This is a genomic window from Microcoleus sp. S1D4, assembly GCF_036700765.1.
Lineage (GTDB): Bacteria > Cyanobacteriota > Cyanobacteriia > Cyanobacteriales > Microcoleaceae > Microcoleus.
Map to the genome: position 1 here is coordinate 45,907 of NZ_JAUBPP010000004.1, position 15,709 is coordinate 61,615.

Annotated in this window: 11 protein-coding genes; 5 read left to right on the forward strand and 6 right to left on the reverse strand. The window is 47.8% G+C overall.

The window, feature by feature from the left end:
• The first annotated feature begins 124 nt into the window (after positions 1-124).
• From QT998_RS05810 to glmS, 4 genes are all read left to right on the forward strand, one after another.
• Entirely contained in the window at positions 125-1,030 is a 906-nt protein-coding gene (locus QT998_RS05810) for a CoB--CoM heterodisulfide reductase iron-sulfur subunit B family protein (protein WP_333117814.1), read from the forward strand.
• A 338-nt stretch (positions 1,031-1,368) separates the two neighbouring features.
• Positions 1,369-2,583 (forward strand): chloride channel protein, encoded by a 1,215-nt coding sequence (locus QT998_RS05815; RefSeq protein ID WP_333117815.1) that lies wholly within the window; start codon positions 1,369-1,371, stop codon positions 2,581-2,583.
• Between the two features lie 596 nt (positions 2,584-3,179).
• Entirely contained in the window at positions 3,180-3,425 is a 246-nt protein-coding gene (psaC, locus tag QT998_RS05820) for a photosystem I iron-sulfur center protein PsaC (protein WP_015175986.1), read from the forward strand.
• Positions 3,426-3,586: 161 nt separating this feature from the next.
• Positions 3,587-5,530 (forward strand): glutamine--fructose-6-phosphate transaminase (isomerizing), encoded by a 1,944-nt coding sequence (glmS, locus tag QT998_RS05825; protein WP_333089170.1) that lies wholly within the window; start codon positions 3,587-3,589, stop codon positions 5,528-5,530.
• Positions 5,531-5,691: 161 nt separating this feature from the next.
• Here the strand turns inward: glmS and QT998_RS05830 are convergent, their stop codons facing one another.
• Positions 5,692-7,233 (reverse strand): O-antigen ligase family protein, encoded by a 1,542-nt coding sequence (locus tag QT998_RS05830; protein WP_333089167.1) that lies wholly within the window; start codon positions 7,231-7,233, stop codon positions 5,692-5,694.
• Between the two features lie 53 nt (positions 7,234-7,286).
• Positions 7,287-8,132: a YaaW family protein gene (locus QT998_RS05835; RefSeq protein ID WP_333089165.1), complete on the reverse strand. Its 846-nt coding sequence runs from the start codon at positions 8,130-8,132 to the stop codon at positions 7,287-7,289.
• A gap of 359 nt (positions 8,133-8,491) precedes the next feature.
• Here QT998_RS05835 and QT998_RS05840 point away from each other — a divergent pair, with 359 nt between their 5' ends.
• The gene (locus QT998_RS05840) at positions 8,492-9,556 is read left to right on the forward strand and encodes an NAD(P)/FAD-dependent oxidoreductase (protein WP_333089163.1); all 1,065 of its coding nucleotides are present in this window, start codon (positions 8,492-8,494) and stop codon (positions 9,554-9,556) included.
• 16 nt (positions 9,557-9,572) lie between these two features.
• On the opposite strand, the gene QT998_RS05845 is transcribed toward QT998_RS05840, so the two are convergent.
• The 4 genes from QT998_RS05845 to QT998_RS05860 all read right to left on the reverse strand — a co-directional run bounded on the left by QT998_RS05845 (position 9,573) and on the right by QT998_RS05860 (position 15,165).
• Positions 9,573-9,701 carry a hypothetical protein gene (locus QT998_RS05845; protein WP_333089160.1) on the reverse strand — a complete coding sequence of 43 codons (129 nt, stop codon included), beginning with the start codon at positions 9,699-9,701 and terminating at the stop codon, positions 9,573-9,575.
• A gap of 82 nt (positions 9,702-9,783) precedes the next feature.
• Positions 9,784-10,719, reverse strand: coding sequence for a polysaccharide deacetylase family protein (locus tag QT998_RS05850; RefSeq protein ID WP_333089159.1), 936 nt, complete (start codon positions 10,717-10,719; stop codon positions 9,784-9,786).
• Between the two features lie 967 nt (positions 10,720-11,686).
• Positions 11,687-13,309, reverse strand: coding sequence for a bifunctional pantoate--beta-alanine ligase/(d)CMP kinase (locus tag QT998_RS05855; RefSeq protein WP_333117817.1), 1,623 nt, complete (start codon positions 13,307-13,309; stop codon positions 11,687-11,689).
• 782 nt (positions 13,310-14,091) lie between these two features.
• Positions 14,092-15,165, reverse strand: a complete 1,074-nt coding sequence (locus tag QT998_RS05860; RefSeq protein ID WP_333089155.1) for a septal ring lytic transglycosylase RlpA family protein — start codon at positions 15,163-15,165, stop codon at positions 14,092-14,094.
• Between the last annotated feature and the right edge of the window lie 544 nt (positions 15,166-15,709).

Sequence of the window (15,709 nt, forward strand, 5' to 3'; positions counted from 1 at the left end):
TGACAATTCACCCCTAGCTAGCCTCTGATGCGGTAATTGTGGAGAGGAAATCCGTTAGCGCAGCCCTCGAAGAGGATCGCCCTCCTTTTTTGTCCCTTGCCTTGTCTCCCCAGCAGAAACAATTATGCCATCCCCAACTCTCAAATATGCTTACTTTCCCGGTTGCGTAGCCCAAGGGGCCGCCCGCGAACTTTACCAGTCTACCCAAGCGCTGACTCAAGCCTTGGGCATTGAGCTGGTGGAACTCAAAAAAGCTTCCTGCTGCGGTTCTGGTACTTTTAAGGAAGATTCGCAGTTGCTGGAAGATACTGTCAACGCCCGGAATATTGCTTTGGCCGAGCAACTGAATTTGCCTTTACTCACACATTGCAGCACTTGTCAAGGGGTAATCGGTCATGTGGACGATCGCCTCAAGCAATCCCAAAAGACCGATCGACCTTACCTCGAAAAAGTCAACGGTTTGCTCGAAAAACAAGGCTGTTCGCCTTATCAAGGCAGTACGGAGGTAAAACATCTGTTGTGGGCGATCGTTGCCGATTACGGTTTGGAGGAAGTGCAGAACCGAGTCACCCGCAAGCTTTCCGGTTTGAAGTGCGCGTCTTTTTACGGATGCTATCTGCTGCGAGCTCAGGAACATTTGGCTTACGATGACCCGCACCAACCGGAATCGATGGAAAATGTATTTCGGGCGATCGGGGCAACTCCCGTTTACTATCGAGGGCGGACACAGTGCTGCGGCTGGCCGCTGGCGAGTTATGCCACTAACCAATCATTTCAGATGGCTGGAAAACACATTCAAGATGCTCTTGACAATGGCGCTGATTGTATGGTAACTCCTTGTCCGCTTTGTCATTTAAATTTGGATTCGCGACAGCCGGAGGTGGAAAAAGCTATCGATCGCAAATTGGGTTTGCCGGTGCTGCATTTGCCGCAATTGGTGGCTTTGGCTTTGGGCGTGGAACCAAAAAAACTAGGACTCGATCGGCATATTGTTTCCACAAAGCCCGTGTTAGAAAAATTAGGCTTTTAGTCGATCGATTTGCACCAGTTTGCAGCAATACTAATTATCAAAAAAATTGCAACAGTTGGTATAGGATCTGGCTCACCCAAAATTTTGCTAAAAGCCAGAATCTCAAATAACAAGCCTTTGCAACTGTTGCACCAGTTTGGGAAATTAGCATAAAAACTTGAGTTTTTACTCAAATCAAATCCGGTTAGATCGGAATTATACAGAGCCCGCGAGCCGAAAGCCCGATCGGGCTCATACATTTTTGAGTCAATACAAGATACAGACAAAAAAACAGTATACTATTATACAAAATAGTTTTAAGACTTCCTAACTTCCTAGTTAGAGACAAGGAACAAGCAATGAAACGAAACCCAATAAATCTCACACGTTCGGTATTAATATGGGCAATGCTAGGAATAATTTGTGGTTTATTTGCTGCAAGTTATTGGATATGTTTGTCTTACCTGATGCGGGGATTTGAAAATTTTAGTGGAGGTTCTCTACTAATCGTCATGCCCCTTGCTGGTTTGCTCATCGGTTTGATCATTCATTGGCTGGGAAATCCTGGAGAAATTGGGTTGATTATTGACAACATTCATCTCAAGGGTGGGCGATTACCAATGAATGAAAATCCTTCGATGATTCTGTCGTCGCTACTCAGTATTGCCAGTGGAGGCAGTGCTGGCCCAGAATCGCCAATGGTGCAAGTCACAGGTTCAATTGGTACCTGGTTAGCCGATCGTTTTAATTTAAGCGGAGAAGCACTACGAACTTTGAGTCTTGCTGGTATGGCATCTGGGTTTACAGTTTTGTTCGGTGCTCCTTTAGGCGGTACTTTTTTTGCTTTAGAAATCCTGCATCATCAGAATGTTGTAGAGTATTTTGAAGCAATATTGCCTGCGGTAGTGGCAAGTTGTGCAAGTTACACCATCTTTGTCGCAATTACTCAGCTTGGACTTGGGCCTACCTGGAATTTTCCTCAGTACAATGTGGACAGCCTTTATGACTTTGGCGCAGCGATTGCTTATGGAATTGTAGGGGCGATTATGGGGTGGTTTTTTATCGCTGTATTTCGCAGTGTTGGTCGCTTGTTTGATTCGATACGCAGTCCCATTTATGTGCGAACTACTTTAGCCGGACTAGCACTTGGTGGTTTCTCAGCTTACTTTCCGCTCACACGTTTCTTTGGGGAACATCAAATAGAAAAAATTGTTGAGGGAAACTTTTCTTTGACATTTCTCTTGACTTTAGTTGTTGTTAAAGTATTGGCCATTAGTGTGACCATCAATGGGGGCTGGCGAGGGGGAATAATCATTCCGCTATTTTTTATAGGAGCCTGTTTAGGAAAGGCAATCACCATCATGAATCCCATCGGATCGAATGAGACTTTGGCAATGATTTGTGTAATGGCTGCTCTGAATTCAACGGTTACTCGCACTCCAATTAGTACAACTCTGCTCCTCGCGAAGTTGACAGGGTTAAGCACTTTTACACCGATTCTATTTGCTAGTCTCGTGGGTTTCTTCTTGGCTCCTCGATCTCCCTTCATTGCCTCACAGCGTAAAGTAGATTGACAAACGGGTACAATTCCTCTTATAGCTCGTGTAGCGGTAAGCAATGCTTGCAAATTGAGAGTTTAGAGTCTCAAGGCTTCAAAGTTTATGCCATTACAAATAAAATGTTTGCATTAAACAACATCTCGCCGTTGATATTCGTCAATTTGCGGTTTTTTATCTTCACAAAAGCCACTGTTTCCGCCGAGTCCGCCTAAAAACGGATACAAGTTTCGAGGAATTCGGCTTTGAGTCGATCGATTGGCACGGTTTGGCAGTCAGAATTTGAGTTTTTGCTCTGATCCAATCCGACGGATCGAAATCATACCGTAGTGCTGTCCCCGGTCACGTTAAGACCGAATCCGGCGATCGCAATCATACCCTAGTGCTGGAACTCGGGCACGCAAGCTCCCTAGGGCGCTCTTCAAGCTACTTCTATGGGACTGGAAGCGTGAATAACTGTGAAGTTTTGTCGCTTTTTGGGGAAGTGCTTCCAGCCACTGCGGTAAACTAACGCTTAACTCTCTGTGCAGGCTATAGCGGTGGCACGTCGCCGTCAAATCTGTTAATCCGCAGAGCTAGCAAATTTTTAGTGACTCGTTGGGAGCCTTTATTCAATGTCTCATTCAGTCAAAATTTACGATACCTGCATCGGCTGCACTCAATGCGTCCGCGCTTGTCCGACTGATGTTTTGGAGATGGTGCCCTGGGATGGCTGCAAAGCGGCTCAGATTGCCTCATCTCCGCGCACAGAAGACTGTGTAGGTTGCAAGCGTTGCGAAACTGCTTGCCCTACCGATTTTCTGAGCATCCGGGTTTACCTGGGAGCAGAAACTACTCGCAGTATGGGTCTAGCCTACTAAATATCGATCGACACGCCGATCGAATTACGGGCACGTATAGAGGGGGCGATTAAATTGCCCCCTCTCTTTTAGTCGCAAAATCTGCATTTTGTGGCACGAAGAAGCTAAAAATGATAAAACTTGGGTTTTATGGCGATCGCTAAGCAGGAGTTTTACCTTAAATGTGCGGAATCGTTGGCTATATCGGCACGCAAACAGCAAGCGAGATTTTGCTAGCAGGATTGGAGAAACTAGAATACCGGGGCTACGATTCAGCGGGCCTGGCTACCATCTCCGAAGGAGAAATTACCTGCATCCGAGCAAAGGGCAAGTTGCACAACCTCCGGGAAAAGCTAGCAGAGATAGACTCTCCGGCTACCATCGGCATCGGACACACCCGCTGGGCAACTCACGGCAAACCAGAGGAATATAACGCTCACCCTCACCTAGATAATAGTGGGCGAATTGCGGTAGTTCAAAATGGAATTGTCGAAAATTATCGCGAGTTGCGGAAAGAATTGACAGCGAAGGGACATAAATTTGTCTCGGATACCGATACAGAAGTTATTCCTCATTTAATAGCTGATTTTTTTGCGGAAGAAAGAAGGCAGAAGGCAGAAGGCAGAAGGCAGAAGGAAGAAGAAAAAGATCCCACAGCAGAGGAAATTGCTGATTTGTCGTTTTTGGAAGTGGTTTCCAAGGTTGTCAATCGGTTAGAAGGAGCTTTTGCGATCGCTGCGATTTGCGCCGACTTTCCAGACGAAATAATTGTTGCCAGACAGCAAGCTCCTTTGGTTATCGGCTTTGGTGCTGGTGAATTTTTCTGCGCTTCCGACACGCCGGCCTTAATATCTCACACCCGCACCGTTTTGTCCTTGGAAAATGGCGAATTGGCTAGGCTAACTCCAATGGGAGTCGAAGTTTACAACTTTACAGGGGAAAGGCTGAAAAAAAGCCCGCGCATCCTTGGTTGGAGTCCGGTTTTAGTCGAAAAACAAGGCTTCAAACACTTCATGCACAAGGAGATTTACGAACAGCCAGCCGTAGTTCGAGCTTGTTTGGATGCTTATTTAGACAGCGATTGGCAGCCGGGAAATCTGGGCTCTCCCATCAATCTCAACTTGCCCGAAGAACTTTGCGCCGATGTTGAACAAATTTCAATTCTAGCCTGCGGAACGAGCTGGCACGCCTCGCTAATTGGCAAATATTTGTTGGAACAGTTAGCGAATATTCCTACTGCGGTGCAGTACGCTTCTGAGTACCGTTACGCACCGGCACCGCTGACAGCAAATACTTTAATTATTGGGGTAACGCAGTCGGGAGAAACGGCGGACACCCTGGCTGCTTTGGGGATGGAACAGCAGCGCCGTGCGGGTTTTACCGATAAATTTCGCGCGAGAATGTTGGGCATTACTAACGGAACAGAAAGCTCGATCGCCCACATGATGCCGCACGTAATCAGCACCCACGCCGGTATTGAAATTGGTGTGGCTGCCACTAAAACTTTTGTCACTCAGTTGATGGCATTCTATTTATTAGCTTTGGATTTAGCGCACCGGCGACAAACAATCAGCACGGAGAGATTGACAGAAATTATTGCTGGTTTGCGCCATTTGCCAGGGCAAATTGAGAAGTTTTTGGAGATTCAAGAACAGTATGTAGAGGAATTGTCCCACCAGTTTACCGATACCCAAGATTTTATATTTTTGGGGCGGGGAATTAACTTTCCGATTGCTTTGGAAGGGGCGCTGAAATTGAAGGAAATTAGCTACATTCACGCTGAAGGATATCCGGCGGGAGAAATGAAACACGGCCCGATCGCCCTTTTGGATGCTAAAGTGCCTGTAGTGGCAATCGCCATGCCCGGAAGCGTCTACGAAAAAGTGCTTTCCAACGCTCAGGAAGCCAAGGCGCGCGACGCACGTTTAATTGGCGTTACCCCGAAGCAGGGCGCAGCGGAAGCCGAGATTTTTGACCACGTTTTGCCGGTACCTTTGGTGGATGAATTGTTGTCACCGATTGTGACAGTAATTCCGCTGCAATTGTTGGCCTATCACATTGCGGCACGTCGGGGTTTGGATGTGGATCAGCCGCGAAATTTGGCGAAGTCGGTGACGGTGGAATAAGGGAAGTTAGTTGGCAGTTGGCAGTTGGCAGTTGGCAGTTGGCAGTTGACTGTTGGCTGTTGGCTGTTACCAATGCCCAACGCCCAATTCCCAATTCCCAATGCCCAATTCCCAATGCCCAATGCCCAATTCCCAATGCCCAATTCCCAATGCCCAATGCCCTATTCCCGATGCCCTATTCCCGATGCCCGATGCCCAATTCCCCATTCCCAATTCCCAACTCCGCAAATCGCCGCTAACAGCAACCAGCTTATTGTATTGACTCGGAAATCAAACAGCGTCACGTCTACAGTGTTAAACAGCGTACAGGCGGCGAAGGCTAATAAATAACTGAAGAAAATTAGGCGATCGTCCGTTTTTTCTTCTTGACAAAATACCTGAATTGTGCTGTTAACTAGAGAGTTTTGATTGAGCAATAAAGTATTTTCCCCTACTTCCTTTGTTGCTATTTGCTCTTGTTGGATGTCCGCAGCAGAAACAGGCCAATTCATCAACAACAAAACACCTCTAGCCAAAACCCAGCCAACTAAACCCAAAAATAAAAGCGTTGCCGGTATTCCCGTTTCCGCAGTCAGCATCAATATCAAACTGTGAGGATGACCGAGCCATTCGTGCATTTGAGCTTCGTAGAGAGGAGTGAAATTTCGCAGTCCCCAACCAGTCCAAGGACGCTGCTGAGTCATCGACCAAGCAAACTCCCACTGAGTAGTTCTCAAAGTACCAGTAGGCCGATTTGGAAACATCTCATCGGTAAGTCTCGCCCAGAAAAAAGCCGGGATAATTCTTCGTAAATATTGTCGCAGCGGTTCCGGCCCAAACGCCGACAAAAACACTGCACCAACCCCACTAAATACCGCAGCTAATATTTTTTTATAACCCGCATAAAATGCAAAGCTCAAAACAGCCAAAACAGCCAATCCCCACGCATTTCGAGAATTAGTAAAAATCAAAGCAACAGCATTTCCCAGCACAGCCAAACTTAGAAATAGCAATTGGGTAGTGGGCATTGGGAATCGCGAATTGGGCATCGCGAATTGGTGACGACTTACAACTGACGACTGACAACTGCCAACTGACAACTGCCAACTGACTTCTTCCATCCACAATCCGAGTGTTAAAATAAGAGCAATTGTCAGATAGCAAGCTAAAATATTAGCGTACATAAATACAGAAGCCATGCGGCCGGGGGGATTGCCTTTGGGTTCGAGTACCCAGCCAAAAACAGGCTGCAATAAATCGATGCCACTCCAACCTAAAAATTGCTGTCCCAAACCTAAAATTATTACGGGCACTGCACTAATTGCGATCGTCCAAGACATTTGTCGCAACTGAGCAGGAGTTTGAATTAAACTGCTGAAAATGGCAAAAAATATAAAGTAAGGCCAAAAATTGCACAAGCCTAAAACAGCATCGATGCGGTTGTTAGCAAAAATTGTTGTGATGACTAGCACCGCAAAGAGGATGGCGAATCCTCGATTCAGCGGGCGGCGGCTAATTTGGCGGATTTTTTGTTTGCAAGTACCCGCCAATCCTAAGAATATTCCTAAACCTCCCAATATTGGAATTAAGGGAAAAATCAGCATCCCGATTTGAGCGAAATTCCAAGGAATTACCAAGCGGCTGTCGGGATGTTTTTGGAGGCGAGATTTGATATTTTTTGCTGTCTGTTTAACAGCTAATTTGCACCGATTTTTTATATTCACTCACACTCCAATTCTTCAATTCTTCAATTCTTCAATTCTTCAATCCAAAATCGTTAGGCTAGTTCCCAAGCGCATTCCGATCGCGTTAATCGAATTTGAGCTAAGGCAAAAATGGTCGGGATAATCCGCCCGTAATTCGTGGAAATTGATCGCCAACCCAAATCCGCCACAAACCAAGTCCACATCACCGGGCCGAGCAGCGAAAACACGCTCCGCGTCGCACCGTAACGAGCAGCACTGACGGCCATCCCGCGCCGCGCCGCCTGAATTGCGACATAATTTTGAAACTGGGTGGCTGCGGTTGCACTCCCTGCAAGCACTCCTTGTCTGGCCATTTGATAGGTGGCAAAATGCAGCGCAAATTGATTGGCCATCAGTTTGAGCAACATGGGTTTTAAGATAGAACTCACAGCTAAAGCGCTGCCACCTTTGAACAGCAAACCCAGCGGGTCTTTTTCTGCAGAAATTGGCAGGGGTTGGGAGAGTTTAGAATCAACAATTGCTCGCTGTACGCGCAGTGTTAGCGCTTGCTGTTCGTCGGCGGGTAAGCGCTTCCAAGCGCGGCCCATTAAATGCAGAAATACTTCGGCTTCTAAGTCGGTGGTTGACAACTGTTTGGGATAAGGAATTTTGAGATAGCGACAAACTTGAATTAGTGCTTGTCTGTAGGTTACTTGTTCGGTTCGCCCTCTGAGTACCGTCACCCCGTCGGCTGCAAGATACCGAAACCGCTGTTCTACGGCGTCTAGCCATGCTTCGCGATCGCGGCTTTGTACGTCTGTGGGTGCGGGGGTTTGCACGTAATCTAAGGGGTTAAACTTGCGGCTGAACAAGAGTTCTGTTAGTTGCTGCAATTCTTCTTCTGTTGTCAATTCTAATGCTGCTCTGAGTTCGTCCAAGATTTTGCCCTCCGCTAAAGTTATTTTAGATTTTAGATTTTAGATTTTAGATTGTTGCTGCTTGACAACCATCGGGGTTGGGAATTTGCCTGCAGTGGCATTTTTTTTAAGCTAATCTCAATCACAGATTCCTGCTGTCCCTTATTCTACTACTTGGTGCAGGGCGATGGCGTTGGGCTTGCAACCTGTGCTACGGCTCTCAGGGTTTGGCCGCAAACTGAAACACTGCACAGAAACTTCCCCCGCAGCTTTAAACTGATAAGTATTGACTGTTGAGTGTTGACTGTTGACTAATTATTAATGACAACTGACAACTGACAACTGACAACTGACCACTGACAACTGACCACTGACTAATTATGTTCGATGTTGTGGCGATCGGTGCGGGGATGGCGGGGCTGATTTGCGCTCGGCAGTTGCGCCTCGCTGGCTATTCTGTGGCTGTTGTTGAGAAATCTCGCGGCCCCGGCGGACGAGTCGCTACTCGCCGCGTACAGGGCGCTAGGGCCGATCACGGGGCTCGCTATCTGGAGCCGCAGGGAGAGGCGGTGCAGGCGTTAATTGATGTTTTGGTCGATCGACAGATCCTGAAACTCTGGACGGATAGTGTGGCAGAATTCCGACAAGGAGAAATATCTGCTATTCCCTGTTCTTATTATGTCGCACCTGCTGGGATGAATACTGTCGGTAAGTATATCGCAGAGGGTTTAGATATTTGGTACGGCCGCCGAGTCAAAGCTATTGCTCGTACCGACAATCAAATGTGGCATCTTTCTCTGGAAGTTACGGACGACAATTTAGAGATACCTCAAGAATTGTTTGCTAAGGCTGTGGTTGTAGCAATTCCTGCTCCTCAAGCTTTAATGTTTTTGGATTCGGAAATCGGTTTGTCGCCTGATTCTATTGACAAATTGCGTTCTGTGGAGTACGACCCTTGCATTACAGTTATGGCTGGCTATCCTGCAGCACGAAATTCAGAGTTGAGCGATCTCAATCCGCAGTGGAAATCTGTTTCTTTTCCCGATGATTCTGATTTAGCTTGGGTTGGCCTCGACAGCAGCAAGCGAATCAATCCGCAGCAGCCTGTGTTTGTGGTTCACAGCAGCGCTAATTTTGCGGAACGTTATTTAGAAGCTAGTGATTTGAATACTGTTGGCGGGGAATTGCTCGATCGCACTTCTGAATATTTAATGCCTTGGCTGAATCAGCCGGAATGGTTGCAAGTTCACCGCTGGCGCTATGCTTTTTGTCGAAATCCTTTGCCTGTTGATTGTTTGCCTGCGGCAGGGACTTTGCCGCTGGTTTGTGCGGGGGATTTGTGCGGCGAAGGTCAAATTGATGCTGCTTTGCGATCGGGAGTGGCGGCGGCTGCTTGGATAAATTCTCAGTTACAGAATTTGCCGTTAGATGCAAACTTTCAATAGGTGATTAACACCGAAATTAAGGCGCGGCTGGGAGGACAATCAAAATTAAGCTTGATGTTAGGTTGGGTTCTGCAGTCATAGCTGGTACGCGATCGAACTGATGCTCTGTTACAGCATAGCGATTGTCGATCGATTTGTGTGGCACAGGATAGGCATCCTTCTGAAAAATCGATCGTACTACTTACAAAAAAAGGGAAAATGGCGCTTAATTCCACTCTCCCAATTTTTTATTTTTTTGCTGTTTTTTGCTCCTTTAACTCTTCTTCTTGCATCTCCAATAACTCAGGAACCGTTACAAATTTGTACCCTTGCTTTTTCAATTTAGCAATAATATTGGGCAAAGCTTGTACAGTCTTTGATCGATTGCCGCCGCCGTCGTGCATCAACACAATGCCGCCGGAACTTGCTTGCCGCAGTACGTTGTCCATCAACGATTGCGTAGCACTCCGCCAATCTAAAGAATCGGCCGACCACATCACAATTGTATAATTTTTCTTCTGTGCGTAAGCTGCTAATCCATTGTTTAAAATGCCTCCCGGCGGGCGGAAAAGCGATGTTTTTACCCCGGTCAATTCTTCAATTAACGATGACGTGCGATCGATCTCCCGAGCTGCACTGTTTTTGTTGTACTTAATGTATTGGTGGTTCCAACTGTGGTTGCCGATCGCGTGACCTGCAGCCACTACTTGTTTGCCAAGTTCGGGATAAGTGTGCAGATACCTTCCTACCCAGAAGAATGTAGCTTTAATATTGTTTTTCTTGAGAATATCTAGGATTTGTGTAGTTGTTGTCGGCCAGGGGCCGTCGTCAAATGTCAGGGCGATCGCTTTGTGCCGCGAGTCGAGTTTCGCCTGACGGATGGTTGCACCTTTCAACTCGGAGGGCAGGCTTGATTGAAAGCGCTTTTCCTCCAAAGAGGCGATCGCCTTTTGGGAAAACTCAACTCGACTGGCGATCGCCCCTTTGATTCCGTTAACATTGGCGATCGGCTTTTGTTCTGAGGGTTCGGATACCGCCAACACTTGCGACTGCATCGGTGTCACTGGCCCAGTAGCCCGCAAGTTCATTGGCAACGTCACGCCCAGTAAAAAACTGGCGGCCGCGGCCGTAAAAGCAACGATTAAATTTTTGCGCCGCCTCAACAGCCGTTTCAATTTTGTCACGTCATTCTCTCCTTCGCACCTTGCACAGTTAATTTGAGATTTTATGTCTATGTCCTAGTAATCCACTTAAGAGAATTATCTTAAATCGGATTGCGTCTAAAAATGCTAATACTGCAAATAACCGATCGCGCAGAACTCCGACAGGATAAAAAAATTTAAGACTTGTGTACAAAAAGCCACCAAACCAATAAAAATCGGCGAAATTTTAACAGGATTTACGCTCTTAAACCGGGTTTATTTGAAAAATCTGGGTTTCTCAACTAAAAAACTAGATCTAAACCCGGTTTAAGAGTCCTCATGCTTAATATCGTCTCCAATCAACGGTTTACAGCGATAAGATTCGATCGCGCGTGTCCCATGTAGTACGATCTCATGTTGCGGACTTAAGTCCGCACTACGAACCGCTTTTTTTATGGTAATCTGACCCGACATCAAATAAGGATCGAAAACTTAATAACTTAAACATCTGCCACACTTCTCTCTCTCCAGAAGCTCAGGGCTAAAGAGAGGCAGAGCCTCGCCTATCTGCATTACCAGGCTCTTCCTGGTAACGAGCCAATCGCTTAAGTTATTAAATTTTCATTCCTAAGCACAATTACTAGGGTGCGTCAGACACGAAAGCCGAAATTATATCGATCGTTGCACCTGACGCACCCTACAAGTTGATTTCAAGGTGACACTAGCATTCTGGACTGTCTTCGTTATATTCTGGGGGACTCACGAGGCGGACTCTTCTCTTTTCCTGACGCTACAAGTTGATTCAACTTCAAATATTGCACCTATAGCGGTTCTCAAGCGTGGTGAGGTATGCCCACGGAAGCCTTGCCCAATGCCCTATGCGCTGCGCGGGCCAATGCCCTATGCGCTGCGCGGGCCAATGCCCAATGCCCTATGCCCACGGAGGCCTATGCCCTATGCCCTATACCGGATAGTACCTCATATGAGAGATTGAAAGGCTATATATCAATCAAAGTCTTTTTGTGAGTGGGGGGCCGATTCTCTGTTTGTACAAGCCGACAATCCGATCGATCACTTCGTCAGCAGTCAGATTGTCTGTTTGAATTTCCACAGCATCGGCAGCTTTTCGCAAAGGTGCAACCTCCCTGGTGCTGTCCTTTTCGTCCCGCAGGGCGATGTCTTGTTCCAACTGCGCCAAACTAATATTAGCCCGATCGCTCTCTTTAAGTTGTAACAGTCGCCGGCGCGATCGCTCTTGTACCGAAGCCGTCAAAAAAATCTTCAACTCCGCATCGGGAAACACATTAGTGCCGATATCCCTGCCTTCTGCCACAATTCCGCCTTTTTTGCCACAGCGCCGCTGTTCCTCCACCAGAAACTGCCGCACGGCGGGAATCGCTGCCATTTCTGAGACGCGGGATGTCACTTCCAAACTGCGAATTGCTTCGGTTACGTCTTCCCCGTTAATCTTTAGTGTCAAAGCTCCGGGATCGAGGTTGTATTCTAAATAGCTGTAACTGACTAATTCGGCGATCGCGCATTCGTCAGAAATCGGCGTCCCCGTTTTCAAAGCCAGCCAAGTCAGCGCCCGATACATCGCCCCGGTATCCAGATAAAACAGCGAGAGAGCTTTTGCTGCTTGGCGAGTTACGGTGGATTTGCCAGCGCCCGCCGGGCCGTCGATCGCCACAATCGGCCGTCGGTTCAGCAGAATTATATTGTCAATCAACCGAGTAGAGCCTACTCTGGCTGCTACGGCTAAAAGTCCTGCTGTTTCCACAACCTGCAACGGTGCGAGAGTTTCGGGATCGACGAGTTCGGCGTATTCGAGCTTAACAGCAGGCTCTCTGGCGACTTCGGCGCGCGTGGCAGCAAGTGCGGCGGAGGCAGTGCGGTCGCCTGAAGCAAAAGTTTTTGAGGCTTGTTGCAGCGCGCGGTAGAGGGCGCAGGCTTGCTGTTTTTGCTCTGCTGTTAAATACTGATTGCGAGAACTCATCGCCAGTCCAGACTCTTCGCGGGCGATCGGGCAAGCAACAATCTCTACAGGCAAATTAAAATCAACAGCCAGTTGGCGGATAATTGCTAGCTGCTGAGCATCTTTCTGACCGAAATAAGCTTTTGTCGGCTGCACTAAACCCAAAAGTTTAGTCACAATTGTCGCGACACCCTGAAAATGACCGGGCCGAACTAGGCCGCACAATACTGATGTCATCGCCGGTGGCGGTACTACTTGAGTTAAGGATGAAAGCTGAATTTGTGTTTGGGCGGTTTTGTGTGTTTCTGCACGCGCGGCGAAGCTATCCCGTAGGGAATTGACCCCTGAGTTGCCGAACATTTCCGTTGCTGGGGGAGCAAAAATGGCATCAACCCCAGCTTCCGAACACAGCAATTGGTCTTGCTCCAAATTCCGGGGATAATCTTGAAAATCTTCTCTCGGCCCAAATTGCAGCGGGTTGACAAAAATGCTCACCACGACGATCGCATTTTCTTGTCTTGCTCGCTGGAGCAAGCTCAGATGTCCTCGGTGCAAAGCTCCCATCGTCGGAACTAAACCGACTGTCAAATGAGGTGCAGCAGATTTTTGTGAATTTAAGTAGCAGCGAAGTGCTGCAATCGCAGTAAACAGACGCACCGTTATTTTCTCCTGAAGGCCTTTGACAGAAGCCAGATTTGTTGACTCAGAATTTGTTTCATCTGATATCTTGCACCGATGTTAGCAACAAGTTCGCCCCCAAGAGAGCGCGATTTTGGCCGCGAGAGCCAGATATTAGTGTCGATCGGAGATCTGGCATCACTATACCTCTGGCATTCATAAAAAAGCTCGGTAAGTGGGAAACTGAGCGACTTCAGTCCTGAGAGGAAAACGGCTCGGCGGTTTCAACCGCCTTGAATCCCCTTTCGGGGTTAGAGGGGTATAATTGCTCCTCTGTGGAGATATGGTTGTCTCCGAAAAATCCCTTTCGGGTGATGTTCGCTTGTCGGTCAATGTTATAAAGGTTTGTTAGGCTAGCAGCACTGTCGAGCGTGACTTTAAGACTGTTTAACTACTAGCGACAGAGCGGAAAACTAGCGTCGCATTCAAGGAGTGTCGTGACCTAAATAACGTAGTCAGTTAAGACTCAGGCCCGTCAGTATAGCTTGCTCAATTTCTCTGACAAGCTCAGTGGCTAAAGCCCTGAGTTACTGACTCACAAGTTATCTGAAATTATCTGCGTTGAGCCGCGTTGCATCTACCTGAAATCTGCGGTTGAAAGATCGAGGACTTGTGCAATCCAAGTCTATTCTCGATCGCCTTTTGATGAACGGACTCTCATGCGGGCTCCACAAGAAAATTAATTCTTTGTGCAGCAGGCCAGAAACCCTTTGCGAGGCAGAATGCTGCAATATCTGGCCTTTTACTGTACTGTCTTCCGTTTACTGTCCCACAGTTGTTGGCTGCTGCGGTTCCATTACTTCGATTTCCACTCTCGCCACACCGCTGCCGATCATTCCCAGGACGCTGGCGGCACCTGCGGACAAGTCAATCAGCCGATCGCCCACATAGGGGCCGCGGTCATTAATGCGGACGACTACGGTGCGGCCGTTGTCGAGATTTCGCACCATCACTCTAGTTCCGAAGGGCAAGTTGCGGTGGGCTGCGGTTAAATCATTTTGGTTGAAACGCTCGCCGCTGGCGCTGAGGTTGCCGTTAAAGCCCGGGCCGTACCAGGAAGCCCAGCCGTTGAGCCGCACTTGAACGGGGCCCACAGAGAGCAGGGGGCGTTCTGGTTGGGGTTGGCCTGCTACTGCTGCCAGGGGTGGAGCGTTCCCCAGCAGTCGGCGGAGGCGATTGGTTACTTGCAGCGCGTCTCGACTAAAGTCGCTGGTGGTGTCGGGGAGGATGGTTTCGGCGTTGATGTTTACCAAGTCCTCGCCGTTTGCCTGGATCAGGTAGCGGTCTCGTTCTTCCCACTTCACTGTAATGCTGTTGGGATCGATGTTGTTGCGGGCTAACTGGTTGAGTCTTGCTGCTAAGCTCGATGCCCGCGACACAGGATCTGCTTGGACGCTGATTGCGTTGCTGGCGATGTTTCCTACTTTGGGATTGTCTTTTTGGTCTGCTACTTTTAACTGACTGCGAGCATCGGCTTGGCTGTCGCCTGTTTCTCCGATTTTGGCATTTTTTTCCGGACTGGCGTTGAGAAAGGTGATGACTGGAATGTTTCGCACGTAGACTGTCGCTGCTTGTCGCCCGCCTAAGTCGTGGGACTGAATTTTGGCGATCGAGTCTCGGTTAATCTCAGCTCTTGCTTGATACTGATACTGTCCGACTTTTTGTGCTTCGACCCGCTTCGCGTTTAACTGCGGGGACGGTTGGGTGGCAATTGCTTGCTGGGACTGAGAGTTTTGCTTGACGGCATCTGTTGCTTGTGCGTGACAAGAAGAGGCCGTTCCTACGACAGGAACTAACAGGACAGCGAGTAGACCACCAACAAATTTTTCCTTCATACGTCCATTTTTGTGAAGAGCCATTGCCAAGCGAGATTGGAGGATTTGCCAAGATGCGATCGGGCGCTACAGATTTTTCTGTTTGCTTTTCGCGATTCCTCCTAGAGTCACAGCAGAGTATCGGGCTGCTTTGAGTGCTTTTATGCTTCTGACCCAAAAATTTTGGTCGAAACTTTCCCGATACTTGACAACTCATACTCGATCCGCAATTTGTGTTTTGGTAACGAACTGCAACAGACTACCACAAACTTTTGCGCTTGGGGATCGCTCACAGCACGAAATTTACCAAAAATCGAGGGATTTTTCACAAATTTATGTCTCAGATAATGCTTTGATTCCAGTGTTTGCAGAGGTTTTCGCAATTCCTGAAAAATTTACAAAACTTTACAAAGATTCACCGGATTTTATTGCTGTGTACTAGACCTCTCCCATAATTATTCTGGAAGAGGCTTTTCGAGCCTGTTCTAGACAGGCCTTTGGAGGAAGGGTCTAATGCTTAGCCTGAAAAAAGCTGTTTGTCCACTGTTAAGCGTTAACCGTTATG

Bases quoted from the DNA above. Each gene is read 5' to 3' on its own strand.
- QT998_RS05840 (WP_333089163.1), top strand. From the start codon at position 8,492: ATGTTCGATGTTGTGGCGATCGGTGCGGGGATGGCGGGGCTGATTTGC.
- glmS (WP_333089170.1), top strand. From the start codon at position 3,587: ATGTGCGGAATCGTTGGCTATATCGGCACGCAAACAGCAAGCGAGATT.
- QT998_RS05815 (WP_333117815.1), top strand. From the start codon at position 1,369: ATGAAACGAAACCCAATAAATCTCACACGTTCGGTATTAATATGGGCA.
- psaC (WP_015175986.1), top strand. From the start codon at position 3,180: ATGTCTCATTCAGTCAAAATTTACGATACCTGCATCGGCTGCACTCAA.
- QT998_RS05860 (WP_333089155.1), bottom strand. From the start codon at position 15,165: ATGAAGGAAAAATTTGTTGGTGGTCTACTCGCTGTCCTGTTAGTTCCT.
- QT998_RS05810 (WP_333117814.1), top strand. From the start codon at position 125: ATGCCATCCCCAACTCTCAAATATGCTTACTTTCCCGGTTGCGTAGCC.